A 26,402-nucleotide genomic window follows, 5' to 3' on the forward strand; every position below is an offset into this window, starting at 1 on the left:
TTTTGTGCTTTGTGTTGTATAATACTTAGATAAATCCAAGTATAAAAAAAGTTAAACATTAGATGAAAAGTGGGAGATCTGTTGTGAAGAGGTGAGAAAAAATGGACATAAATTCAAAGAACTCTAATAAATTAGATTTAAAAAACAGTTTACTTGTAAGAGAAGTTTTAAGTATACCTGCCTTTGAATCCGGCAGAGTTATAGCTGGAAAAAATGGACTTGACAATGAGTGCAGGAATATAACGATAATTGAGACTCCAGATGGAATAGAATGGCTGGAAGGTGATGAATTTTTACTGAGTGCTGGATATGCATTTAAAGATAAAAAAGATGAATTGGACAATGCTGTATACAGGGCATATAAAAAAGGGGCTGCTGCACTTGCAATTAAGGAGAAAAGATATATAGATGTTATACCGCAAAAGATGATAGATCAATCAAATGAATACAATATTCCACTTATAGTATTACCTTGTAATTTTATATATACTAAAGCTTTAAGCAGTTTCTATAATTCACTTTTATATAAAAAAAACAAGCATATATATGAATCAAAAAAAATGCATGATAGATTGCTTAGACTTATGTTAGAAGATAAAAATGCTGAAGATACGATTAAAGCATTATCGGAACTTACTGGTTTAAGTATAATAATTTTGGATTCTGTTTTTAATTTAGTATACAAAAATATAGTTGAAAAACTTTTCGATACGGTCAATGACATGGTCAAAAGTAAAGTAAAAGAATTTGCTGCAAATAAAATGCATGACCATGCTAAAATAAAATGCTATGGTTATGATGTCTATATATATAGATTGTCTTATAATAATAAACTTTTAGGGTATATGTATGTTATTAATAGATTATCTAAAAATAGTATTTATATGGATGTAATTGAAAATGGGAAAAGAATGCTTGAATTGAAACTGGCAAAGGAAAAGAACAAGCCCTTGAATATAGTTAATGTAAATATGATGATAACAAATATGATTTTAAACAGCAGAAATTTACCAGATAAATTTTATTCTAATATAAAAAATGACTATGGATGGAATGATAAGAGTAGATTTATTGGAATTTGTATAAATGTAAATCGTGGTTTAAAAAACGATTCAAAAATCTTAGGCAATCAATTAAATGAAGAAATATGTAATTTGATTGCAAGGATTTTTAATGGTCATGGTTTTTTTATTACGGAAGAAAATAGCAGGATAATTTTGTTTTTTTGTCTGGAGGATGTTGTATCTCTGGATTATGTAGTAAAAAAAATAAACAACTACATAAATAATTATAATAATAGTATGAGAGTGTTTTTCTCAGTATCAAGATCGTATGACGATATAGTAGATATACCGAAGATGTACAATGAATGCTATATAGCATCGTTGTTTAATACCAAAAAGAATATAGTACTATATTATGACTCTTTGGATACAATAAAATTACTTTATCCATTAAAAGAGAATATGCAAACTTTTGAATACTGTAGTAAAACACTAGGTGGAATTAAGGAATATGACAGTAAAAATAAAAGTGAACTACTTAGAACATTGGAATGCTTTTTTAAATACAACATGAAAAAAAAGCTGGTGGCTAATAAATTACATATACATCCTGAAACTTTAAGATATAGATTGAATAAGATAGAAGATTTAACCGGATATTCACTTCACAGTTCAGAGGGAATATTTGCACTTCAAATTGGAATTAAGCTCTATCGCATGATAAAAGACTAAAATTTTTAAATTAATAAATATATAAAATAAAAAATCAAAACATATTAATAAAATCCACATATTTATGACAATGCGTAAATATGTGGATTTTATTTTATGAAATTACAGTATGTTATATTTTCTGAAAAATGATTATAATTCTAATATATTGTTCATAGATAAAGAGGAAAGGGGAAAGACTACATGACAAATAATTTAGAAAACCATCCATCCGTATTTGAACCTGTTGCATTTATAGTAAATGTACTTTGCGCTATACTTGGTGCAGTAATAGGGATGCAGCTAGTAACTACACTTGGAGTAACGCCAAATACTTCTATAATAGGTGCACTTATTGCCATGCTTATAGCAAGAATTCCTTTAAATGTACTTAGAAAATTTAGATCAATACACAGGCAAAATATTGTACAGACATCGATATCATCAGCTACATTTGGGGCTGCTAATAGCTTGATGATACCTATAGGCATTCCGTTTCTGATTGGAAGAAGTGATCTTGTAATTCCACTTCTGATAGGTGTTAGTTTTGCCATGATTGTGGATTCTGCCATTTTGTATAATGTATTTGATTCTGAAGTGTTTCCAGCGTCAGGTGCATGGCCGCCGGGAGTTGCCACTGCAGAATCTATACTTGCAGGTGACAAAGGTGGTAAAAGAGCAGGCATACTTGGTATTGGAACTATAGTTGGGGTAATTGGATCTTTCCTGCACATACCGATGTCGGCTTTTGGTATATCATTTATAGGAAATATATGGGCATTATCTATGTTTGGAATAGGTCTTCTAATAAATCAGTATTCCAAGCCCTTATTTAATATAGATGTAAATGCGCTTTACATACCACATGGAATTATGATAGGTGCAGGATTTATAGCCATATGCCAAATTTTCAAGATTATATTTGTTAAACAGAAAGAAGTGAAGAATAAATCAGAAAATGTAAGCTATACTCGTTCGGCTTCAAGAGTTAAAAAGTCTTTACTGTTTGGGTATATAGCCTATGCGTTGATTGCTTCTGGAATTGCTATAACTTGTGGACTTGCTTCTAAAATGACTACAAAAATGATAATAGGGTTTGTGATTTATGCTGCTGCAGCTGCTTTTGTTCACGAACTTTTAGTAGGAATTGCAGCAATGCATTCAGGGTGGTTTCCTGCATTTGCCATAGCATTTATTACACTTATAATCGGCATGCTTATAGGATTTCCGCCCATAGGTCTGGCACTGCTTGCTGGATTTAGTGCTGCAACGGGGCCTGCTTTTGCAGATATGGGATATGATTTAAAGTCCGGCTATGTACTCCGTGGAAATGGAAATAATTCAAAATTTGAGCTGTTAGGAAGAAAGCATCAGTATATAGCTGCTATTGTAGCATTTGTAATAGCTATGATAATTGTATTCCTGGCTCATAACAGTTTTTTTTCCAAGGATCTTGTGCCTCCAATAGATAAGGTGTATATATCCACAATTAAGGCTGGTGCGTCAGCTGAGGTCGCAAAACAACTTCTTATCTGGATGATTCCTGGGATAATACTTCAATTTATAGGTGGATCCAGCAGACAACTTGGTGTTTTGTTTGCTACAGGGCTTCTTATAACATCTAAGAACGCCTGTTGGGCCGTGCTTGTTGGTATATTGATAAGGGTGATATTTATAAAACTAAAGGGAAAAGAATCGGAGACACCTCTCAGTATCTTTGCAGGGGGCGTAATAGCAGGAGATGCTTTGTTTAGTTTCTTTAGTCCTATTGTTAAACTGAGAAAATGAAAATTTTTAATTTTTTTAAAAGGAGAATTTTTATGGGGAAAATAAAAATTGATAATGAAGTTTTAAATTATGCCGTTTTCGGCGGGAATATACTTGGAGGTGGTGGCGGCGGCTCCCGGAAGGTTGGAATGGAGCTTGGAAAAGCGGCTCTTGGATATGGAAACATTCAAATGCTTGATATAGATGACATTCCAGAAGATAGACTCATAATTACATGTTCTGCAGTAGGGGCTCCTGCAGCTAATTTACAGCGTATGTCACCGGAAGATGCCATAGACGCTATAAAAATATTTGAACAGAATGTGGATAAGAAAATAGGAGGAATAATAACAAATGAAAATGGCGGAGGTTCCTCCATAAACGGATGGATACAGTCTGCAGCATTGGATCTGCCGCTTGTAGATGCTCCTTGTAATGGGAGAGCCCATCCTACAGGTGTCATGGGAAGTATGGGACTCAACAATATTAAGGATTATGTTTCCTGCCAGACAGCAGTTGGCGGTAATCCTGAAATAAACAAACATATTGAGATATTTGTTAAGGGTTCTATAGAAAACACTTCCAATATGGTAAGGAAAGCCTCTGTATGTGCAGGTGGACTTGTTGCAGTTGTAAGGAATCCCGTTACTGTGAAGTATGTAAAGAAAAATGCTGCTTTGCATGGTGTGAAACATGCGATTGAACTTGGAAAAGTGTTTTTGAAAGCTTTAGGAAAAAATCCATGTACTGCACCTGAAAAAACGGCAGAGTATTTAAATGGTGAGATAATTGCAGATGGCAGAGTTGACAGAATAGATTTGAAAACAAGTGGTGGATTTGATACAGGCAAGGTGCGAGTAGGAAGTTTTGAAATAACATTTTGGAATGAATACATGACTCTTGAGAAAAATGGAGAGAGGCTGGCGTCTTTTCCCGATCTGATAATGACTTTTGACAGTAATACGGGTTTGCCAGTGACGAGTGCGGAAATAAAAAAAGATCAAAATGTCAAGATATTGAAAACTTCCAGGGAAAATCTGAGGCTTGGAAGCGGAATGAGAGATGTAAATTTAATTACCCAGGCTGGGGAAATTGTAAATAAAAAAATTTTATAATTATTTAAATATATATGTAAAGAAGGATGAAATCAATGGTATTAAAACAAATTATAGAAATAAATGACATTATAGACAGAGCTGATGCCAGTGGAAATATGGTGAAAGAATACCTGGAATCATATGGAGGAAAAGATATACAGGTTAAAAAAGTAAAGGGAAACAAAGGCTCAACTGATTTTGTCAAGGTAAAAATCCCTGGATTAAAGGGAAAATCAAAAGGAAAGGATGCCCCTACAATAGGCATACTTGGAAGACTGGGAGGAATAGGGGCAAGGCCTGAAATTACTGGAATGGTTTCAGATGCAGATGGTGCTGTGACTGCTATGGCGGCAGCTGCCAGAATTTTGGATATGCAAAATAAAGGTGATTATCTTGATGGTGATGTGATTTTATGTACTCATATTTGTCCTGATGCCCCTACACAGCCGCATGAACCGGTGCCATTCATGGATTCCCCTGTGGAGATGTCTGTAATTAATAAAATGGAAGTTGATGACGAAATGGATGCAATATTATCTGTAGATACGACCAAGGGAAACAGTATAATAAATACAAGGGGTTTTGCCGTTTCGCCTACTGTGAAGGATGGCTATATATTGAAGGTGAGCAGTGATATTTTAAATATAATGCAGATCACTACAGGAAGGCTTCCCTATGTTTTTGCATTGTCACTGCAGGATATTACACCCTATGGAAATGGACTTTACCATATGAACAGCATACTTCAGCCTGCCACTGCAACAAGTGCACCTGTAGTTGGTGTTGCAATAACTACGGAGTCATCTGTACCTGGTTGTGCAACTGGAGCAATTCATTTTGGTGATGTAGAAGAAACAGCCAGGTTTGTAATTGAAGTTGCCAAAGCTTATGGCAAGGGACAGTGCAGCTTTTTTGATGAAAGTGAATTAAACATTATGGAAAGTAAATATGGATTTATGAAACATTTTCAAACTTTGGGAAAATAGGGAAGGAGCACATTGTTTTGAAAAAGAAAATAGGTGCTATAACTATAGGACAATCCCCCAGGAACGATGTTATTCCGGAGATAAAGGCTGTAGTCGGGAATAACATAGAGATACTGGAAGCTGGAGCCCTTGACGGACTTACCAAGGATGAAATAGACAGATTTATTATAGAAAAAGACGATTATATACTTGTGTCCAAACTTAGAGATGGCAGTTCCGTAAAATTTGCGGAGAGAAATATATTGAAGAGATTACAGAAATGCATATATGAACTAGAAGACAACGGAGCAGAAATTATTGTGTTTATATGTACGGGATGCTTCCCTGATGTATTCAAATCCAGCAAGCTTCTTATATACCCCCAGAAAATACTGCATTCTGTGGTACCTAAGATTTCAAATAATAAGATAGGTGTTTTTACTCCAGTTAAGGATCAAATAAAGCAGTGTTATGAAAAGTGGTCGGAAAGCGGAAAACATATCGAGGTGGTGTCCGCATCACCCTATAGTGACATTGATAAAATTAGAGAAGCTGCATTTTCCATGAAGGAAAAGGATGTGGATATAATTGTCATGGATTGTATAGGATATAACATGAAAATGAAAGTTATGGTGAGGGAGATAACAGGAAAACCTGTTATATTGCCCAGAACTTTGGTTGGCAGAATTGTAGCGGAAATGTTTGATTGATTGTGGGAGGATGGTATTTTGAATTTAAAAAAAGGTAGTAAAATAGTTCTTGATAATTGCCTTGGAATTAAAAGAGATGAAGATGTTCTCATTGTAACAGATGAAATTGAACTAAATATAGGTAAGGCTCTCTATGAAGAAACAAAAAATATAGGAGCAGAAGCAGTGCTGGCAATTATGAAGGAAAGAGATGTAAGTGGAGAGGAGCCGCCTAGAAATATTGCAGAAGCCATGAGAAATTCCGATGTGGTAATATGTGTTACGGATAAATCTCTGACTCATACAAATGCAAAGATAAATGCAGTTAAAAATGGTGCAAGGGTTGCCACCATGCCTGGAATAAGTGAAAGAATGTTTTCACAAGGTCCTATAATGGCAGATTATACTGAAGTGGAAAAACTTACGTTAAAAATAACAAAATTATTGACAAAAGCAAAAACTGCCAGGATATGTAAAGACGGCTACACTCTTACCATGAGCCTCGAAAATAGAGATGGAATACCTAGTACGGGGGTTTATAGAAAGAGTGGAATGTCTGGAAACCTTCCTTCTGGAGAGGCCTATATAGCTCCAGTAGAAGGAACTGCAGAAGGTGAAATTGTCATTGATGGGAGTATGGTTGGAGCTGGAAAACTATCAGAGCTGCTTTACTTGAAAATAAGTAATGGAAAACTTGAAAAAATGAAGGGAAAGGACTCGGATAAATTTAAATTCCTGTTTGATAATGAAAGAAATTCAAATGTAGGAGAGCTTGGAATAGGTACAAATCCTATGGCGAAGGTAACTGGGATAATACTTGAAGATGAAAAAGTATATGGTACAGTTCACATTGCTTTTGGAACCAATATTTCTTTTGGAGGTACTATAAAAGCAGATTGTCATATAGATGGTGTAATTTTGAATCCGGATCTCTATTTGGATGACAATTTGATAATAAGTAAAGGAAAATTTGTAATCTGATTTTAATATAGGGGAGGGCTTAAACTGTGGATAGTAAAATTAAAATAGGTATAATAAGAGTACTTACCTTGAAGGATAAGTATGCTCTTGAAAATCATGCTAGAATTATAGATGAAGATGGCAAGTTTGGAGAAAGCATTGAATTTGTGAGCAGATGTATAAAAGATCAACCGTTTGGAATACATGATGATGAAACTCTAAATACAGCTGTTCCTAAAATAGTAGAACTTGCAAAGCAGATGGAGAAGGAAAATTCGGATGGAATAGTTATCAGCTGCAGTGCCGATCCGGGATTAAAAGAAGTTGAGAAAGAAGTTAAAATACCTGTAATAAGTGCAGGCCGGGAGTGTTCAGAAAAAGCACTTAAACTTGGGAAAAAGATAATTGCAATTGGAATAACTGCGGAAGCTACTGAACATCTTAAAGAATTACTTGGAAATAATCTTTTTGATTATTATAATCCTGAGAATATAAACAGCACTTTAGATTTAAATTCTAAAAGAGGAAGAAAATCTGTGGTAGATTCTGCAAAAAAAGCTTATAGATGCGGCAGTGATTGTATAATGATATGCTGTACGGGAATGTCTAATATAAAGATTGCAGAAGAAATAAGGAGCAGCGTGGATATTAAAGTTGCTGATCCACTTGAGGCAATTGCATCAAAGATAAAAAAAGTATATGATCTTTAAGTCGAGTAAAAAAAGGATTTCAAAGGTGTTCTTTAGTATAAAGTCGTTGTGTATAAAGAGGAGCTGCTGCTAATTATGAGCGGCTCCTCTTTTAGTGCACCATGTATGGTGGACTAAATTTCTCAGATTATATGATATCTTGTATAATAATTGCATAAAATATAACACAACAAGTTGCAATGCGGGATAAATAAAGGCTTATTATTGAATATACATGAGATGTATGGTAATATCAAGTAAAGTATTATAAAATTTTAAATGTATATAAAATGGAAAATTCGATAAGAATAGGAATTTTTGTAAAATATCAATAAGTTTTAGAAAAGGAAGGGTACGTATGGAAGATAACAACAGCTCATCAAATTTTATTAGGAATATAATTGAAGAAGATTTAAAGTCAGGTAAATATAAGGAAGTAATAACTAGATTTCCTCCTGAGCCAAATGGATATTTGCATATAGGTCATGCCAAGTCCATAGTTCTAAATTTTGGTTTAGCAGATGAATTTAATGGAAGAACCAATTTGAGATTTGATGATACTAATCCTTCAAAAGAGGATACGGAATATGTGAAATCAATAAAAGAAGATGTAAAATGGCTGGGATACAATTGGGAGGAACTGCATTTTGCATCCAGTTATTTTGATCAAATGTATGAATATGCCATTTTTCTGATAAAAAAGGGGAAGGCCTATGTATGTGATTTGACTTCAGATGAAATAAGGCAATACAGGGGAACACTGACAAAACCAGGAAAGGAAAGTCCTTATAGAAACAGAACAGTGGAGGAGAATCTTGAATTATTTGAGAAAATGAAAAATGGGGAATTTAAAGATGGCGAGAGGGTCCTGAGAGCTAAAATTGATATGTTGTCTCCCAATATAAATATGAGAGATCCTGTATTATATCGTATAGTTCATGCATCACATCACAATACCGGGGACAAATGGTGCATATACCCTATGTATGATTTTGCACACCCTCTAGAAGATGCCATTGAAGGAATTACCCATTCCATATGTACCCTTGAATTTGAAGATCATCGTCCTCTTTATGAATGGATAATAAGGGAATGCGAAACGAAAAGTAAACCTAAACAGATAGAATTTGCCAGGTTGAATATGACAAATACTGTCATGAGTAAAAGAAAACTTAAAAAACTTGTAGATGAAAATTTTGTGGATGGGTGGGATGATCCACGTATGCCAACTATTGCGGGTCTCAGAAGAAGGGGCTTTACTTCAGGATCCATTCGCAGATTTTGCAGGGAAATTGGAGTGGCAAAGGCCAGCAGTGTAGTTGATTCACAAATGTTAGACTATTTTTTAAGGGATGAACTTGAAAAAAAAGCACTCAGAACTATGGCTGTTTTAAATCCTTTGAAGGTTATAATAACTAATTATCCTGAAGGCAAAAGTGAAAATTTTGAAATTGAAAATAATCCAGATGATCCTTCTGCAGGGGTTAGAAAAGTTCCTTTCTCCAGGGAACTGTATATTGAACAGGAAGATTTTATGGAAGATCCACCTAAAAAATACTACAGATTATTTCCTGGAAATGAAGTCAGATTGAAAGGTGCCTATTTTGTAAAGTGCAGTGAAGTGATAAAGGATAAAGATGGCAGCATAACTGAACTCCACTGTACCTATGATCCCAGGTCAAAGGGAGGAAACAGCCCTGATGGTAGAAAAGTAAGAGGAACAATTCATTGGGTAAATGCAGATACTGCGATTTCAGCGGAGATAAGGCTGTATGAACCCCTGATTTTGAATAATTCAGAAGAGGAAAATGACTCATTTTTAGACAATGTAAATCCTAATTCACTTGAAATTGTAAAAGGATTTTTGGAACCTGATATGAAAAATGCAAAGCCCGGGGAAAAATTTCAATTTTTTAGGCATGGGTACTTTAATGTAGATCCTAAATGTACTAGAGATGGTAAATTGGTATTTAACAGGATAGTATCTCTTAAAAGCTCTTTTAGAATCAAGTAGTTTTTGTTATTAGAGGAAAGTTGGCTATAATGTTTAAAATAGATATATGTATAAATTTATAGATTTATGCACATATCTATTTTTAAATCATAAATTATAAGTAGCTTTAAACTAATAATTTATTCGGAGGGGACTTCTATGTGTGGAATTGCAGGATGGATTAACTTAAAGAGAGATATCTCCAAAAATAGAGATGTGATTTTAAATATGGCCAATACGTTAAAAAACAGGGGACCTGACAGTGAAGGATATTATTATTCAAAAAACGCCCTGTTAGGACACAGAAGATTGATAGTTGTAGATCCTACTGGCGGCGTTCAGCCCATGTTAAAAAAAGTAAATGACAAAAAATATATAATTGTGTATAATGGAGAGCTTTATAATACGGAGGATTTGAGAAAACTGCTTGTAGAACAAGGGTATTCTTTTGATTCCTATTCTGACACAGAGGTACTTATAACAAGCTATATCCACTGGGGGATAGATTGTTTAAAATATATAAATGGTATATATGCTTTTGCCATATGGGATGAAAAGGAAAAAAGTTTGTTTATGGCAAGAGATCCACTTGGAGTAAAACCACTGTTTTATACCATAAAAGATGATTCATTTATATTTGGTTCAGAAATAAAAGCTATTTTAGCTCATCCTTTTATTGAACCCGTAGTTGACAGGGAGGGGTTAACTGAAATATTTGCTCTGGGTCCTGCAAGATCCCTGGGTGGAGGAATATTTAAGAATATACATGAGATACCTCCAGCTAATTATCTTATATATGACAGAGACGGACTAAAATTGAAGGAATATTGGAAGCTGCAGTGTAAAGCCCATGAAGAAGACGTGGAGGCTACAGCGGAACACGTGAGGACACTTTTAGTGGATGCCATAAAGAGGCAGTTGGTAGCAGATGTTCCTGTCTGCACTTTTCTTTCAGGAGGACTTGATTCCAGCGCCATATCTGCTGTGGCAGCATCGGAATTTAAAAAACAGGGAAAGGTGCTAAATACCTATTCTATTGATTATGAAGACAATGACAAATATTTTAAAGCAAATGCTTTTGAGCCAACTTCAGATAAAGTATGGGCGTTGAAAATGTCCGAATATATAGAGAGTAATCATCATGGAGTTATAAATACCAGCAGGGATTTGGCAGAGACGCTGTATAATTCCGTGATGGCGGGTGATCTTCCCGGAATGGCGGATATAGATTCCTCTTTATATCTTTTTTGCAGAAAAATAAGAGAGAACAATACAGTGGCGTTGTCCGGCGAATGTGCCGATGAAATTTTTGGCGGATATCCCTGGTACAGAAGAGAAGAAGATATAAATGCTAATACTTTTCCCTGGTCGAAATCTGTGAGTGCGAGGAAAAAGATTTTGTCACAGGATTTGAAATCACTTAAGCTGGATGAATATCTGAACGCACAGTATGAAGACAGTATAAAACAAGTGCCTCATTTGGATGGAGAATCGAAAATTGACCGACGTATGAGAGAACTTTTTTATCTCAATATCAAGTGGTTTATGATCACTTTGTTGAACAGAAAAGACAGAATGAGTATGTCCAATAGTCTTGAGGTGAGAGTTCCCTTTGCAGATTACAGGCTAGTGGAATATGCTTTTAATATACCTTCTGATATAAAATTTTATAAAGGAAGGGAGAAGGGACTTCTCAGGGAGGCATTGAAGGGAATTTTGCCGGAAGATATTATTACCAGGAAAAAGAGTCCTTATCCAAAAACTCATAACCCGGAATATACAAAGAGAGTTCAGAAGTGGATGAAATTAATAATAAATGACAAGAGTTCACCTATACTTCCGCTGATAGATGAAAAAGAAGTCAGGACATTGATAGAAACTGGAGGAGATTCTTTTAAGGAGCCCTGGTTCGGACAGCTGATGAGAGGTCCTCAGCTGCTGGCATATCTGATTCAGGTAAATGTGTGGCTCAAATCCTATAATATAAGGATAGAATTTTAAAAAGATTACTGGTTGAATGCCAGTAATCTCTTTTTACATCAGCTTTTTGAAAGCTTCCAAACACAGGATATGCAGAGCATGTCTTTATTTAATCTTGCATGGATATTCCCTCCCATTTTATTCATGAGGCTTTTGGCTATGTACAGTCCCAGGCCAGTACTTCTTGAGCTTCTTGAATTGTCAGCTTTATAAAATCTGTTGAATATAAGTTCCACATTATCTTTATTGATTTTATCAACTCTGTTGGTTATATTAAGTGCAGCTAAATTTTCATCTTTGGATAAATTTATATAAACACAATTTTGGGAGTGCTTTACTACATTATTTAATAGATTGTCGAGGACTCTTCTTATAGCAGAACTGTCTCCCATGACAGATATGTTTTTCTGGCATATTTTTATATGTGGCGTAATGGCATTTGAGGTAAAATTGTAATAGAAGTCAGCCAGTGATTCATATAAAATGCTGTTTATGTTCACCGGCTGCAGTTCTAATTTGTATTCGGGAGATTCTACAATGGAAATCTGGAAAAAGTCACTTACCAGAACTTCCAGTGAGTTTGATTTCCTAAGTACTATTTCAAGATACTCTCTTTGCCTTTGCTCAAGTGTTTTTGAAGAAAGCAGCATTTGAACATAGCCTTTTATGGAAGTAAGTGGTGTACGGAGATCATGCGATATATCTGCTATGGATTTTTTGAGTTCCTCCTGGGAGTTTCTCTGGAAAGATTTTGCTTTTTCACTTATATCTATATGTTCATTTATGGTGAAGGCAAGATCTTCAAAATCTTTATCCAGAAGAGGTATATCCAGTTTTTTATGAACTCTGTTGTCATTGTAATTTCTGAGCTGCACTGTAATATTTCTTATCTGCAATTTTATAAAGAACAGGTATACTAATAAAAATAAGATGCAAAATATTAATACATATATTATCCAGATTGTATACAGCACCTTCTTTCTCTATTTGATATCCTGATTTTTAAATGTTATAATTCCAAGCCCCAGGGATACTAAAATAATAATAGTGCAAATTGATATTACATTGCAAATATCCGATGGAGAGGAATTCAAACTTCCAAGTTTCATAAGCATGATGATGGGAGTGTATATGTCAAATTTTAAGTTGATTAAAAATCCACCTGCATTTACAAATAAAAGTATCATTCCCAGGGCAATAATTATGGATTTACTTTTTATTATAGTTGCAAGACAGGTATAGGCGCTGGCCAAAGTTATAAGAATCAAGTATGTAAGCAGGGTATATTTAAAAATTTTTACTGCAGTGTAAGCGGAAATGGATTTTACCCAGCCTAAAATAAGCGCCGCTGCCAGTGGCAGAAACAACAATAAAATGAGAAGTATAAAAATTGATAGATAGATTATTATGATTTTGGATAGATATATTTTAGATCTGCTGTGTCCATAGGACAAGGTGTTTTTTACCGTGCCATAGCTGTATTCGTTTATAATATAGGAGCCTACGAGAAATAATGATAATATTATAAGTATTACGCTGAATCCAAAAGAGGATTTAAAAAATTCTAGAGCAGTGGGAGTGAATATATTGTGAAATTTATTTATGAAAAATCCAAAGGTTTCATGGCCGTGTATAAAGGAAAATATCACAATTATGTCCAAGTGGGAGTAAAATAGTTTTAAGACGAGGAAGGTCAAAAACAGCGTAATTATCGTCGATATTTTAAAAACTGTATTGTATTTTAATTTATATAGTTCAAATTTTAATAGATTGTACATTACTTGAGCCCTCCTACTAAATTTATAAAATAGTTCTCCAGATTTTCACCTGTAGCTAATATCTGTTCAATGGTGATATTTTCTTTTGAAAGAATAGAGGACACCTTTCCGGGATTGTCTATATAATCGTATAGAGCTATGGTTTTATCAGGAAGTACAGTGAAATTGGTTGTATTGAGTTTTCTTTCTAGGATTACTGCAGTTTTTTGGATATTATCTACTTTTATATTCAAGCTTCTTCTGCATTTTTTGTTCAAAGCTTTAAGGGTCAGCTCCTCCACAAGCTTTCCTCTGTGAATTATTCCAAAACAGCTGGCAAGCTGATATAATTCTCCCAGAATATGACTGGAAATAATAATGGTCATATTTTTGTCTTTATTTAATTTTTTCAGCTTTTCCCTCATCTGTACAATACCAATAGGATCAAGACCATTTACGGGTTCGTCAAGTATCAGGAGTTCAGGATTTCCAATCAAGGCTATGGCAAGGCCGAGTTTTTGTTTCATGCCCATTGAAAAGTTTTTAAGTTTCTTTTTACCACAGTTTGAGAGATCTACAAATTCCAAAACTTTTTTGGTACATTTTTTACCAGGTATGCCCTTTTGTATTCTGCAGGCCTCCAGGTTTTCATAGGCGGACATATTGGGATAAAATGCAGGGGACTCAATCAGAGCTCCAATTCTCTTTCTTATATTGCTGATTTTATTTTCAGAATCAAATCCAAATAGATTTATTTTCCCTGAAGTGGGTTTTGAAAGCCCTGTAAGCATCCGCAAGGTTGTACTTTTACCAGCTCCATTTTCTCCTATGAATCCATAGATTTTACCTCTTTTAATATTTAAGTTTAAATTGTTAACCACTAAATTATTTTTGTATTTTTTACTGAGATCAGTGGTTTTTACTACATAATCGGTCATAACTATGCTCCCTTCTCTATAGAATATATCAATTGTAAAATTTTATGGATAATCAAGGGTAAAGGAAAGGTAAATTAAGTGTAAAGATTATACCTGAAGCTTGTATCCAATGCTCCATACAGTTTGTATGTATTCATGGAGAGGTTTTGCACTGTGAATTTTATTCCTTAAATTGCTTATATGGACCTTTATTGTATTGTCATCACACAGATAATTTTCTCCCCAGACCGTTTCAAATATATTTGTTTTTGTAAATACTTTTCTGGGGTATGATATTAAAAGCTCCAAAATGTCAAATTCTCGTGTAGTCAGGTTTATGGGAACTTGATTTACAAACACTTCTCTTGTATCTTTATTTAAAGAAATTTCTCCGTAAGTTAATATAGAATTGTCTTCTTTAGAAAATTTTTTATATCTCCTGAGATTGGCGTCAATTCTAGCAGAGACTTCATCTATGTCAAAGGGTTTTGTTATATAATCATCTGCGCCTGTTCTAAGTGCCTGAATTTTAGTTTCTGTGTCCCCTTTGGCCGAAATTATGATTACAGGCATTTCTCTAGCTGTTCTTATTTTCTCCAGAATTTTTTCACCAGCTAATCCAGGAAGCATTAAATCTAGAATTACCATATCCCAATTTTCATCTTTTAAATTCAGCAGGGCTTCTGTTCCGGAATATGCGGACACTGTATTGTATCCTGAATTTTGCAGCATATGACAGAGAAGTTTATTAATATCAGCATCATCCTCTACCACTAATATTTTTATAGGGTTTCCCATGGTAATCACCTTTCTGAAAATTATATTTACAAATTACATTATAGTAGAATAAATATATTTTTTAAATCAATTATGCAAATAAAGAAAAATTTTACTTATATGTATTGAATTTTTAGACAGATAGTGTATAATTTATATCAACAGATAATAATTATTAAATTGGAGGTATATAATATGAGTAAGAATTTTTATGAGGCAGTTAAAGATAGAAGAACCATATATGGTATAGATAAGAAAAAAATTGTGCCTGAGGATAGAATAATAGAAGTAGTTCAAGAAGCGGTAAAAAATTCACCCTCTGCTTTTAATTCACAGAGTGCAAGAGTAGTGGTGCTATTTGGAGAAAATCATGATAAATTGTGGGATATTACGGAAGCTGAGCTTAGAAAGATAGTTCCTGATGAGAATTTCTCAAAGACAGGAGAAAAGATCAATTCTTTTAGAAAAGGTTATGGGTCTGTTTTATTCTTTGAAGATCAAGACGTCATATCAGAACTTCAAAAGAATTTCCCACTTTATAAGGATAATTTCCCTATTTGGTCCCAGCAGGGTTCTGGAATTCTTCAGTTTATAATATGGACTTCTTTGGAGATAGAAGGTCTGGGTGTTTCACTTCAACACTATAATCCACTTATTGACGAAGAGGTGAAGAAAACATATGGGATACCTAATAATTGGAAATTAATTGCACAGCTTCCTTTTGGAAAACCAGTTTCAGGAGCCGGAGAAAAAGAAATTAAGCCATTAAAGGATAGAATAAAGGTGTTTAAGTAAACTAAAAAGTGACTGCTTCAAAAAATTCTGAGGCAGTCACTTTTACTTTTACAATAGATTTCAACAGTTATTTAAGTTGTGCAGCTCTTTTTAGTACTGCATTCATACTTCCCGTTTTATAGCCTAAAATGTCCAGAGTAACATAAGTGAATCCTAGTTCTTTTAATCTATTTCCAACTTTGTCCATTGTATCCAAATTGAAAAATTTAGTTCTCTCTTCTGGAGCAACTTCAATTCTTGCAATTTCACCGTGATGTCTTACTCTAACTTGCCTAAAACCTAAATCCAGTAGAAATTGTTCTGCATCTTCCACCATTTTTAACTTCTTGCTGTTGATTTCGTTTCCATAGGGAAACCTAGAAGATAAACATGCAAAAGAAGGTTTATTCCATGTTGGTAAACCCATTTCTTTAGAATATATTCTAATATCTTGTTTGGTCAATTTGGCTTCTTTTAATGGACTTATAACTCCAAGCTCCCTGGCTGCTTTCATTCCTGGCCTGTAATCACCTATGTCATCAAAATTAGAACCATCTAAAATATATTTTATACCATTTTCATCTGCAACCTTTTTAAGTTTTGAATACAGTTCCTTTTTACAATAATAACATCTATTCACTGGATTTTGTGAATATCCCTTAATATCAAGTTCTTCTGATTCTATAATTATGTGTCTTACTCCTATGGATTTTGCATATTTTTTGGCTTCATTTAATTCTCTTTTAGGATAGGTAGAGGAAGTTGCAGTTACGGCAATAACTTTATCCTTGAGGACGTCCTGTGCAACTTTCAATAAAAATGTGCTGTCAACTCCACCGGAGAATGCTATTAATACACTTTCAAGTGATTTAAGTTTTTCTTCTAATATTGTTAATTTTGTACTCATAATCAACCTCTACTTTATTATGATTTTTATTTATATTTATTATAACATAATTTTTCATTTTTTGAGCTTATAAATTGCAAATTTTAATTTATATACGTGTGGTTTTGATGGCCAATGTGTTAAAATGAAAGATAAATAATGTTTTATAGGAGGGGGCTATTTATGAAAAGCATAAATTACGAAGCAGATTTCGACATAAAATATGAAAAATTAACTTTGGATTCCATTTCTATTTATAGAAATTTGCTTAAAGATAATGTAATAGACAGCTTAAAAAAACTTGTAGAATATATTGATAAGGGGAAAATCAATATGGAATCTACGGCCAATTTATACAATGAATTTTTCTTTAATCTAGTAGAAAGTGGATATTTTTCTTTAAAGGATTATATTATTGACAAGATAATTTTTAGTGAAAATTTTTTTTCACTTGAAGCTGAGAAGGGAAATTTTAAAGGGAATAGAAACATAATCAAGAATGCAGCAGCTGAGGATCTTGAAAAACTTCAAAACACTGCTGAGTTAACTTCTTCTGATATAAAGAGACAATTGCTGAAGCATTTTGATAAAGATGTGTATAAAGAAATGATTTTAAAATTTCCTCAATGGGAGGCGGAAGATGAATTTAAAGAAGAAAATTATCCTGAACACATAAAATCAATAGAAAAAAGTTTTCACTGTAGTAGCAAGTGGAGCAAGTGTATTGATGATCTTGAAAAGTTTCACAATGTTTATGGATGCGGCATGTTTGCAAAATATAGGGTTTTTGTATGGGAACATATTAATGGAATGGGACATTTCAGAGGAATTGAAGATCCAGATTCTATTGAACTTTCAGATCTTATTGGCTATGAAAAAGAGCATCAGATTGTAGAGGAAAATACAGTACAGTTTTTAAGTGGATTCCCTGCCAATAACGTGCTGATTCATGGGGATAGAGGTACTGGCAAATCCTCAACGGTTAAGGCCATCCTTAATAAATATTATAATAAAGGGCTGCGTATGGTTGAACTTCCTAAAGCATATCTGGAGGACTTTCCGGAGATAATAAGAAGATTAAAAAACAAACCTCAGAAATTTATTATATTTATAGATGATTTAGCTTTTTCAGACAATGAAGAGAACTATACTGCACTTAAATCAATGCTGGAGGGTGGATTTGAAAATAGATCTTCAAATATATTGATATATGCTACCTCCAATAGGAGACATCTTGTAAAAGAATATTTTAGTGACAGAAAGGGAGCGGCATCTTTTGATATTGATGATGAAGTTCATGGAGAGGATAGTGTACAGGAGAAACTCTCATTGGCAGATAGATTTGGAATAAATGTGCTATTTACGTCTCCAGATAAAACTGGTTATTTGCAGATTGTAGACGGTATTGCCCAAAAAAGAAAATTAGGCTTTGATAGAGAAAAACTTCATAGAGAAGCACTTAAATGGGAACGCTGGTATAATGGACGATCTGCAAGAACTGCAAGACAATTTGTAGATTGGATGGAAGGATGTCAAAAAAATTTGATAGTAAATAAAGATTTGAAATAACACCGAGATTAAGGGACAAGGAATAGGGTTCAAAATTATCAAACTTTATCTGAACTTAAGAATAACTTGATTTGGAAATCTGCTATATTTGAACCCTAAACTTTGTCCTTTTATATAAAGATCAGATTAAATTTTAAGTTCATAAGCATAGTTATGCACTCAGCTGTAAATAATAGCGCCAGAAAAATTCACACAATATTTTTCTGACATTTTTACGGGATGATATGATTTTTTGGCTTTTCTGAGACCGGGAATGCCTAAATCCTGTTCTCTGTTAATGTATTTAACATTGGATAGATAATTTTCCACAAAAGTTTTGTTGACAAAAGTGTATACTCCCCTTACGGAAGAGGAGCCCTTTTCTATGTGTATAATTCCCATATTGTCATTCAGACGTTCACCTATTGTAAAGGCAGCTATATTGTCAGCAACATATACTGCTATAGCATTTAAATTTAGAAAATCCATATTTTCCACAATTTCTTTGATACCTTTTAGCTCATAAAATAAATGTCTGTCGCCTTTATTGTTTTTCTCATACCAATTTTCAGCGGCTTTTTTAATGTCGTCTTTTACACCTGGTTCAGAGAAGTCTTTAACTTTGTAATCATAGGTTTTCACAAAATAGTTGTAGTGATTTTTTTTAGAATGAAGTTTTTTACCTGATAAACTTATGAGTTTGCTGGAGTCATAAATATAATCAAAATTATCTATGTCGGCCCTTATCTGAATGTTGTCACCGTAAATTTTCTTCAATTCATCTAGAAATGGTTGCTCGAGATCTTTGAACAAGTAAGGCATAGAATGTTCTTCCTTGTATTTCAGCAGTTCTCTTACTATATTTTTTAAGTTTGATGCAGTGTATCCGAGAGGCTGCATAAAATAGTAATTTTCATTGAAATCTTTTTTCTTTATGATAAGTGCATTGTCATAAATGGTGTATTGAACATCACAGCCTTCTTTCCATATGATCAGGCTGGTAAAGGAATATTCGCAAGTATTGAAATTGTATTTATTTAAGTATTTGTCAAAGATTATTTTGTCATCTATAGTAATAGGTTTAAATGTAAGCATAAAATTTCTACAGTTTAATAGATGGTACACATTATAGTGTAATACTATTATTTTACTGATGATACCTCCTCTTATTTTTTATGGTTGATTCCCATTCAGATCTTAATATTCCATAAAGATACATGTCATATCTAGTTCCATCTCTATAGATAAATTGTCTGTAAGTTCCCTCTTTTTTAAAACCCAATTTTTCATAAAGCTTTATGGCGGGTTTATTATAGGATATAACAGTGAGCTGTATTCTGTGAAGATTTAATTCTTCAAAGCCAAATTCCATAGTTAGATATAAAGCTTCCATTCCTATTCCACAGCCTCTATAATTTTTTTCGCCGATTCCTATATATATTGTAGCAGCACCATTATTCCATAATATATTTTCAAAACCTGTGATTCCAATTATTTTTTTATCTTCTATGGAATTTATTGCAAACATAAATTTATCCTGGGATTCTCTTAAGTTATTTAGTGTAGAATTTAATTCTTGAGCACTTCTTGGGAAAGCAGGTATCATGTCAAAATTTCTTAGAAAATATATATCATTATACCATGTTTCTAAAGAAGCTAAGTGAAAATCTTTGAAAGAAGTAAGTGTTACTTTAGAGCCCTTCAGCAGATCTTTAATCAAAATGTATGTCACCTCTTGTAAAAAGTTAGAATTAAAAGATAATGGCTTTTTATACATAACTATTATATCCTAATCCATAAATTATGTAAAATTCCATCAAAAATAAATTGATTGGTATTGATCTTTTATATATTATAATATATTTTTGCTTACTATAATATAGAATTAATGAGAACTTTGATAATATGTGAAAGTTTTTTTGGATTAGAAGAAAAATAGAATTAGAGTAGAATACTTAATTATAATTTAAGTTAGTGGAGGAATTTTTATGTCAGAAATAGTTGTTAAAGTTACAAGAGGATCTTTGGTTGAAAGTGTTCACAGAGCAGATATAGCAGTAGTGGACAGTAAAGGGAATCTTGTCTGTAGTTTGGGAAATTCACATAAAGTAACTTATATGCGTTCTGCAGCAAAGCCAATACAGACTTTAGAAGTTATATTGTCGGGAGCAGCAGAGAAATTTTCTTTTACAGATGAAGAAATATCCATAATGTGTGGTTCACATTATGGAGAAGAATTTCATATAAAGACTGTAGAAAAAATATTAAAAAAATTAGGACTTAAAATAGATAATTTATTATGCGGTTCTACGTTATCGTTGAATAAAGAGTATTCTAAAAAACTTTTATGGGATCATATAAAATTAAACCCCACTTATACGGATTGTTCAGGAAAACATGCTGGGATACTCTCCGTATGTGTTTTAGAGGGATATAGCCTGGAGGATTATAATTTACCTGAGCACCCTGTTCAAAAGGAGATTAAAAGAATAATATCTAGAGTTTGCTCCATAGAAGAGGAAAGCATCATTATAGGAACAGATGGATGTACTGTACCTGTTTTTGGAATGCCACTGTATAATATGGCACTGGGTTATTCCAGAATTGCCAGTGGTAATGGACTCCCTCAAAGTTATAAAAAGGCGGCAAATAGAGTATTTAGGGCAATGAATAATGCTCCCGAGATGGTAGCAGGCACTGATGGGTTTTGCACTGATCTCATAAAAAATACTAATGATAAAATTATTGGAAAGTTTGGAGCAGAAGGTGTGTATTGTATTGGAATTAAAGATATGAATCTAGGAGTAGCGATTAAGATAGAAGATGGCAATACCAGAGCATTATGGCCTACGGTTATTAAATGCCTGGAAGATTTGAATGTCTTGGATCGAAATGAAAAAAATCTGCTGAGCAAATATAAAAGTCAGCAAAATTTAAATAACGTAGGGAAAAAAATAGGGGATATATTTCCAGATTTCAGTTTGAAGAAAAACATCTAAAGTATATATGGCATGAAGATTATATGTATTTATAATGGCACTTACTTTGCCTAGAATGTTAAAAGATAAAGTAAAGTGCTGATTTTACTGAAAATAAGTTCTAAGGTTCAGGAAATATAATATTGTTCTAAATCCTAGAGCTTATTTTCATATAAAATTATGCAGCAAAAAACTATTCTGATAATTCTTTTAGCTTGTCTGTTAACGTGCTCAGGCTATTTATTGAGGCATCCAGCTCCTGTATTTGAGACAGTTGATTTTTAAAGGTATCAGTTGTAGATGAAATTCCCTTTGATATATTGCTTACAGATTTCTGTATTTCAGTCAGGGTTGAGTTTATCTCATTTATGGAGGTACTGCTTGAATTGGATAATTTTCTTATTTCATTTGCCACTACTGAAAATCCTTTTCCCTGTTCTCCAGCCCTTGAAGCTTCTATAGCTGCATTTAAACCAAGAAGATTGGTCTGAGAAGCTATATTTTTTATAAAATTTAACACTTCATCTGTATTTTCTGATTTATTTAAAGCATCTTTTACTTCATCTAGTATATCTTTATTGGATTTTACGGTGTTTTCTATTCCAGAGGATAATATGCTTGAAGCATGTGAGATATTTTCTATAGATTCTGATAGGATTTTAGACACTTCCTTGAATTCATAGTGTCTTTTTAAACTTTTTACAAGAACTATGCTGCCTATTATCTTTTCATTTTCCCTTACGGGTATTCCTATGGCTTTTATTTCAATTCCGAAAGTTTCTTTTGGAATTATAGAGGAATAGACTTTTCTGGCTTTGATGCATTCATAGGCTGCCCCCTTTGGCCTAAGAGGATCTCCAGCTTTTGCGTTCATGTTTATGTTTTTACTATTTACTACTTTTATAAAGTGAGTAGTATTTGACATGGTAAAAGCTATTTCATCATCAAAAAAATACTGCATGTAGGGCATTAAAGTTTCAAAAGCCTGCTGAAGTTTATTCTCAATTTCGATTTTTTCCATAATAGGTTCCCCCAATTTTAATAATATTGTCTATAACTATACAATAGCACAAATGGAAGGATTTTTTAATTATTTTAGAAAATAAAAGTCACATTTGCTAAGTTAATTAATATTATAAAAGTATAGAACACATGATGAAAAAAAAGAGTACCTAATAATATAATTATTAAAGATGATAAGGAGGGATCTTTATGTCACGTAGAAGTTGTGGTAGCCGAGGAAGCGGAAAGGAAATATTGGTTATAATAATAATTTTAATATTGTGTTGTGGCATTGACTGTGGTGATTTTGGAAGAAAGTGCTAGGTAGAAGCTGTCAAGTTGCACAAAAGTAAAATATATTTAGTAAATAATGTTTAATACTTTGCTGAATATAATTCTTTTGGTTTTAAGAATTTTGGTTAATTAATAAAAAGAAAGGACAAAAGATAAGAAATTAAGATAACTTAAAATTATATATTATAATTTAAGGATAATAAGGAGGGGTCTTTATGTCACACAGATGTTGTGATCGTGGACGCGGAAGCAGTTCAATAATAATAATAATAATATTATTGTTATTATGTGGTGGATGTGGAAGAGGAATATGCTAGAATAGTAAATAAAAGGGAAACAATTTTTCGTTTCCCTTTTTTATTAATTGTTAAAACAATAGATTTTCCAGAGTATCTACATTTTTTATAAGTATAGAGTTTCTGTTGAAATCTATTAGATTGTCTTTTTTCATATTTACAAGTTCTCTTGAAAGTGACGGCCTTGGGATTCCAAGTTGCTCAGCCATTTCTTTTCTAGTACAACTTAAAGTTATTTTTGGACTCTTTTGGTGGTAATATTCGTCTAAAATATAAGATGCTATTTTTTGGCGAATGGTTTCATAGGATATATTTTTGAGCTTTTTATTCAGCATTAGTATTTTATTAGATAAAAGGGACATGAAATTATTTAGAAATACAGGGAACAGATTACATAATTTCAATATGTCCTCTTTTGATATAAACATTACAGATGCACTTCTTGATGCTGTTATAGTTGCAGGGTAGGTGCTTCTATTGGAAAATATTATAACTTCTCCAAATATGTCACTTTCTCTTAAACTGCCTATAGTAATGACTTTTCCCGAAGAAAATATCTTTTGTACTTCCAGAGTTCCACTTGTAATTATCCCTATTTTTGAGCAAGTTGATTCTTCAATAGCTATGATTTCTCCCTTTGAATAGGAAACAAGAGTATAGCTAAATTTTCCTAAAAAGCTTTTGATTTCATTTTCTGAAAAATTTTTCATCAGTATGCAGTTACTCAATGCACCATATATGTCTTTCATAATTTTCTTCAACCTCAATATTGATTATAATTTATAATGGTAACATAAGATACGGATTATATGATTTCATTTTATTATAATAAAGGCATAAAAACAAGGGAGGAATTTAAATGAAGAGGAAAATTGTTAATATAGATAGAGAAAAATGTAATGGATGCGGCTTATGTGTAAATGCATGTCATGAGGGTGCCATAGAATTGGTGAACGGGAAAGCACAGCTTATAGGCGATGAATACTGTGATGGGCTCGGAGATTGTCTTCCAGAGTGTCCTGTAGATGCAATAAACATAATTGAAAGGGAAAGTAAAGATTATGATGAAAAATTAGTTGTGGAGAAGAAAAAAGAAAAACTGAATCTTAAAGTTGACCTGCCCTGTGGATGCCCTGGAACGGCAGCAAGAATTATAAACAGGGTTCCAAAATCAAAAATACATGTAAGTACGAGTGGAGAAAATATAGGAAATATATCGAAACTTAGACAATGGCCAGTTCAATTGAAACTTATAAATCCTAAAGCAGCTTATTTAAAAAATGCAGAACTTTTGGTGGCAGCTGATTGTACAGCTTATGCTTATGGGAATTTTCATGAAGATTTCATTAAAGATCATATTGTGCTGATAGGATGTCCAAAATTGGATGATATAAATTACTATGAAGAAAAATTTACGGAAATCATAAAAAATAATGATTTAAAAAGTATAACTGTAGTGAGAATGGAAGTGCCCTGCTGCAGTGGTATTGTAAATGCGGTTAAGAATTCAATGTTGAGATCTGGAATAATAGTTCCCTATAAAGAGGTTATAATATCCACTGAGGGAAATATTGTAGAGAGATAATGATATTAAAGTACATTGTTAATATTAATACAATAATATTATAGATTGTATAAAAAAATGGAATATAGAATCTTATTGGAATATATAGAAAAGTATTCAGAGGTAATATATAATTAAAGTAAATAAAAAATAATTATAAGTTGGATGAATTTTTCGGGAGATTAAGTAGAAATTTAAGCAATACGCAAAATGATTTTGCATATTGGCTGCTTTTCTTGAGATATAAAGAAAGGTTTCATAGAAATTTTCTTTGAAGACTACTTAACTGTAGAAATTGTTCTATAGTATCCTTAAGTGGATAGCCGAAGGAGTAAGTATTATTTCTCTTAAATAATGTGAATCTCTCAGGCCAAAGGACCGAAAAAGGACGAAACTCTGGAAAGCTTTTGGCACCGAAGGAGTAAATCTCTCAGGTAAAAAGGACAGGGTAAAAGAGAACTCTTTTACCCTGTCCTTAATTTTATATGCATTTAACTGAAAATTTTGAAAGGAAAAAATAATATGATAGAACCTATAATAGTAGTTACTAATAATCCTATGTGTAGAGAGAAGCTGGCAGATAAATATAAAATAGATTTTATAAATGGCACTACTGTAGATGTATTGGAAAGAGTTAGAGATTATATACATGGGAAACATATATTATTGACCCATCCGCTTGTAAGTGGCATAAAGCCTAATGAAATTCCATATAGAACTATCATAATAACTAAAAGAGTTGGAAATACTGTGGATATTAAGTCCTTGAACTATATAGAAAGGGGGATTCTCACTACTGAAAAATTTTTAAAAAATCATGGTATTTCACATTGGAGTAAAAAGATATTAGATGATTTTTCTTTGATAGATTATGATTTAGTAAAGTATAATCTCTAATAAATTTATAGGGGTAAGAGTATAATTATAGCTGTTGTAAGACTAAAATAAGTGGGTGCTTTAATAGAAAAAATTGTTTGTATTTTAACAATGTCAGGAGGTATAAAATGGAACATATATATGATTGCATAATAATTGGAGGAGGGCCAGCAGGTCTATCGGCAGGTCTCTATGCAGCGAGATCTAAAATGGACACTTTGCTGATAGAGAGGGCAAAATATGGAGGACAGATAACTACAACGGATGAACTCGAGAATTATCCAGGTTCCATTGAGAATTGTACGGGAACGAGTTTAAGCGAGAGAATGAAAAATCAAGCTTTGAACTTTGGTGTAAAATTTGCTAAAGATGAGATATTAGATGTTGACATTGAGGGTGTAATTAAAGTTTTAAAGAGTAAAAAAGATGTCTATAGAGCTAGGACAATAATAATTGCCACAGGTGCAAATCCAAGGCTGTCAGGTTTTAAAAATGAGAAAGAATTGAGAGGAAGAGGAATTTCCTATTGTGCAACCTGTGATGCGGATTTCTTTACAGACCTGGATGTAGCAGTAGTGGGAGGTGGAGATTCAGCCATTACAGAAGCTATTTACCTTACAAAATTTGCAGAGAGCGTTACAGTCATACACAGGAGAGATGCCCTTAGGGCGACAAAATCTCTGCAGGACAGGGCTTTTCACAATCCTAAAATAAAATTTATATGGAATTCCATTGTGGAAGAAGCTGTAGGGGATGAAATATTGGAAGGATTACTTATAAAGAACAAGATTACAGGTGAAACCAGGAATTTGAAAGTAGACGGATGCTTTGTATTTGTAGGATATGAACCTATATCACAGCTGTTTCAGGGGAAGGTA

At 33.0% G+C, this 26,402-nt stretch carries 24 protein-coding genes and 2 riboswitches; of the genes, 15 read left to right on the forward strand and 9 right to left on the reverse strand.

The features are described 5' to 3' along the window. Positions 1-101: 101 nt before the first annotated feature. From LN736_RS15660 to asnB, 9 genes are all read left to right on the forward strand, one after another. Entirely contained in the window at positions 102-1,736 is a 1,635-nt protein-coding gene (locus LN736_RS15660; RefSeq protein WP_179977646.1) for a PucR family transcriptional regulator, read from the forward strand. Between the two features lie 183 nt (positions 1,737-1,919). Beyond that, positions 1,920-3,503: an OPT/YSL family transporter gene (locus LN736_RS15665; RefSeq protein WP_150358556.1), complete on the forward strand. Its 1,584-nt coding sequence runs from the start codon at positions 1,920-1,922 to the stop codon at positions 3,501-3,503. Between the two features lie 32 nt (positions 3,504-3,535). Then, positions 3,536-4,597 (forward strand): DUF917 domain-containing protein, encoded by a 1,062-nt coding sequence (locus LN736_RS15670; RefSeq protein WP_229981942.1) that lies wholly within the window; start codon positions 3,536-3,538, stop codon positions 4,595-4,597. Positions 4,598-4,632: 35 nt separating this feature from the next. Then, positions 4,633-5,565, forward strand: coding sequence for a DUF1177 domain-containing protein (locus LN736_RS15675; RefSeq protein ID WP_150358235.1), 933 nt, complete (start codon positions 4,633-4,635; stop codon positions 5,563-5,565). A gap of 17 nt (positions 5,566-5,582) precedes the next feature. Continuing rightward, positions 5,583-6,254 (forward strand): AroM family protein, encoded by a 672-nt coding sequence (locus tag LN736_RS15680; protein WP_150358236.1) that lies wholly within the window; start codon positions 5,583-5,585, stop codon positions 6,252-6,254. An 18-nt stretch (positions 6,255-6,272) separates the two neighbouring features. Continuing rightward, positions 6,273-7,214 (forward strand): aminopeptidase, encoded by a 942-nt coding sequence (locus LN736_RS15685; protein ID WP_229981943.1) that lies wholly within the window; start codon positions 6,273-6,275, stop codon positions 7,212-7,214. A gap of 26 nt (positions 7,215-7,240) precedes the next feature. Next, on the forward strand, positions 7,241-7,903 hold the full coding sequence (locus tag LN736_RS15690) for an aspartate/glutamate racemase family protein (RefSeq protein WP_229981944.1): 663 nt from the start codon (positions 7,241-7,243) through the stop codon (positions 7,901-7,903). Between the two features lie 337 nt (positions 7,904-8,240). Further along, on the forward strand, positions 8,241-9,896 hold the full coding sequence (locus LN736_RS15695) for a glutamine--tRNA ligase/YqeY domain fusion protein (RefSeq protein WP_150358238.1): 1,656 nt from the start codon (positions 8,241-8,243) through the stop codon (positions 9,894-9,896). 138 nt (positions 9,897-10,034) lie between these two features. Then, the gene (asnB, locus tag LN736_RS15700) at positions 10,035-11,876 is read left to right on the forward strand and encodes an asparagine synthase (glutamine-hydrolyzing) (RefSeq protein ID WP_229981945.1); all 1,842 of its coding nucleotides are present in this window, start codon (positions 10,035-10,037) and stop codon (positions 11,874-11,876) included. A gap of 38 nt (positions 11,877-11,914) precedes the next feature. Here asnB and LN736_RS15705 read toward each other — a convergent pair whose 3' ends face one another. From LN736_RS15705 to LN736_RS15720, 4 genes are all read right to left on the reverse strand, one after another. Next, positions 11,915-12,730, reverse strand: a complete 816-nt coding sequence (locus tag LN736_RS15705; protein ID WP_229981946.1) for a sensor histidine kinase — start codon at positions 12,728-12,730, stop codon at positions 11,915-11,917. Positions 12,731-12,838: 108 nt separating this feature from the next. Then, positions 12,839-13,633 carry an ABC transporter permease gene (locus tag LN736_RS15710; protein ID WP_229981947.1) on the reverse strand — a complete coding sequence of 265 codons (795 nt, stop codon included), beginning with the start codon at positions 13,631-13,633 and terminating at the stop codon, positions 12,839-12,841. Next, positions 13,633-14,550 (reverse strand): ATP-binding cassette domain-containing protein, encoded by a 918-nt coding sequence (locus LN736_RS15715; protein ID WP_229981948.1) that lies wholly within the window; start codon positions 14,548-14,550, stop codon positions 13,633-13,635. The genes LN736_RS15710 and LN736_RS15715 overlap by 1 nt, the downstream gene beginning before the upstream one ends. An 87-nt stretch (positions 14,551-14,637) precedes the next feature. Continuing rightward, positions 14,638-15,327 (reverse strand): response regulator transcription factor, encoded by a 690-nt coding sequence (locus tag LN736_RS15720; RefSeq protein ID WP_150358242.1) that lies wholly within the window; start codon positions 15,325-15,327, stop codon positions 14,638-14,640. A gap of 174 nt (positions 15,328-15,501) precedes the next feature. On the opposite strand from LN736_RS15720, the gene LN736_RS15725 reads away from it, so the two are divergent. Continuing rightward, entirely contained in the window at positions 15,502-16,101 is a 600-nt protein-coding gene (locus LN736_RS15725) for a nitroreductase family protein (protein WP_150358243.1), read from the forward strand. A gap of 67 nt (positions 16,102-16,168) precedes the next feature. Here the strand turns inward: LN736_RS15725 and larE are convergent, their stop codons facing one another. Then, on the reverse strand, positions 16,169-16,987 hold the full coding sequence (gene larE, locus LN736_RS15730) for an ATP-dependent sacrificial sulfur transferase LarE (RefSeq protein ID WP_150358244.1): 819 nt from the start codon (positions 16,985-16,987) through the stop codon (positions 16,169-16,171). A 162-nt stretch (positions 16,988-17,149) separates the two neighbouring features. Between larE and LN736_RS15735 the strand changes: the two genes are divergently transcribed. Further along, entirely contained in the window at positions 17,150-18,535 is a 1,386-nt protein-coding gene (locus LN736_RS15735) for an ATP-binding protein (protein ID WP_229981949.1), read from the forward strand. A 159-nt stretch (positions 18,536-18,694) separates the two neighbouring features. On the opposite strand, the gene LN736_RS15740 is transcribed toward LN736_RS15735, so the two are convergent. Both LN736_RS15740 and LN736_RS15745 read right to left on the reverse strand, forming a co-directional pair. Then, positions 18,695-19,609: a DUF2156 domain-containing protein gene (locus LN736_RS15740; protein WP_150358246.1), complete on the reverse strand. Its 915-nt coding sequence runs from the start codon at positions 19,607-19,609 to the stop codon at positions 18,695-18,697. A gap of 52 nt (positions 19,610-19,661) precedes the next feature. Continuing rightward, positions 19,662-20,291 (reverse strand): GNAT family N-acetyltransferase, encoded by a 630-nt coding sequence (locus LN736_RS15745; protein WP_268253928.1) that lies wholly within the window; start codon positions 20,289-20,291, stop codon positions 19,662-19,664. 211 nt (positions 20,292-20,502) lie between these two features. Between LN736_RS15745 and LN736_RS15750 the strand changes: the two genes are divergently transcribed. After that, positions 20,503-21,513 carry an asparaginase gene (locus LN736_RS15750; protein ID WP_150358803.1) on the forward strand — a complete coding sequence of 337 codons (1,011 nt, stop codon included), beginning with the start codon at positions 20,503-20,505 and terminating at the stop codon, positions 21,511-21,513. Positions 21,514-21,685: 172 nt separating this feature from the next. Here LN736_RS15750 and LN736_RS15755 read toward each other — a convergent pair whose 3' ends face one another. Both LN736_RS15755 and LN736_RS15760 read right to left on the reverse strand, forming a co-directional pair. Further along, positions 21,686-22,513 carry a methyl-accepting chemotaxis protein gene (locus LN736_RS15755; protein WP_150358802.1) on the reverse strand — a complete coding sequence of 276 codons (828 nt, stop codon included), beginning with the start codon at positions 22,511-22,513 and terminating at the stop codon, positions 21,686-21,688. 642 nt (positions 22,514-23,155) lie between these two features. After that, a complete protein-coding gene (locus LN736_RS15760) occupies positions 23,156-23,833 on the reverse strand; it encodes a Crp/Fnr family transcriptional regulator (protein ID WP_150358800.1) in 678 nt (225 codons plus the stop codon). Between the two features lie 110 nt (positions 23,834-23,943). Between LN736_RS15760 and LN736_RS15765 the strand changes: the two genes are divergently transcribed. The 3 genes from LN736_RS15765 to LN736_RS15775 all read left to right on the forward strand — a co-directional run. Next, entirely contained in the window at positions 23,944-24,669 is a 726-nt protein-coding gene (locus LN736_RS15765) for an ATP-binding protein (RefSeq protein WP_179977635.1), read from the forward strand. A gap of 269 nt (positions 24,670-24,938) precedes the next feature. Then, positions 24,939-25,039, forward strand: a riboswitch (glycine riboswitch). A gap of 2 nt (positions 25,040-25,041) precedes the next feature. Beyond that, positions 25,042-25,098: riboswitch (glycine riboswitch) on the forward strand. Between the two features lie 72 nt (positions 25,099-25,170). Continuing rightward, a complete protein-coding gene (locus LN736_RS15770) occupies positions 25,171-25,545 on the forward strand; it encodes a GrdX family protein (RefSeq protein WP_150358798.1) in 375 nt (124 codons plus the stop codon). 107 nt (positions 25,546-25,652) lie between these two features. Beyond that, a partial coding sequence (locus LN736_RS15775) for an NAD(P)/FAD-dependent oxidoreductase (protein WP_229981950.1) occupies positions 25,653-26,402 on the forward strand: 750 nt, incomplete at its 3' end.

Origin of the sequence: Clostridium aromativorans, assembly GCF_020908015.1 — a bacterium.
Taxonomy (GTDB): Bacteria; Bacillota; Clostridia; order Clostridiales; family Clostridiaceae; genus Clostridium_B; species Clostridium_B aromativorans.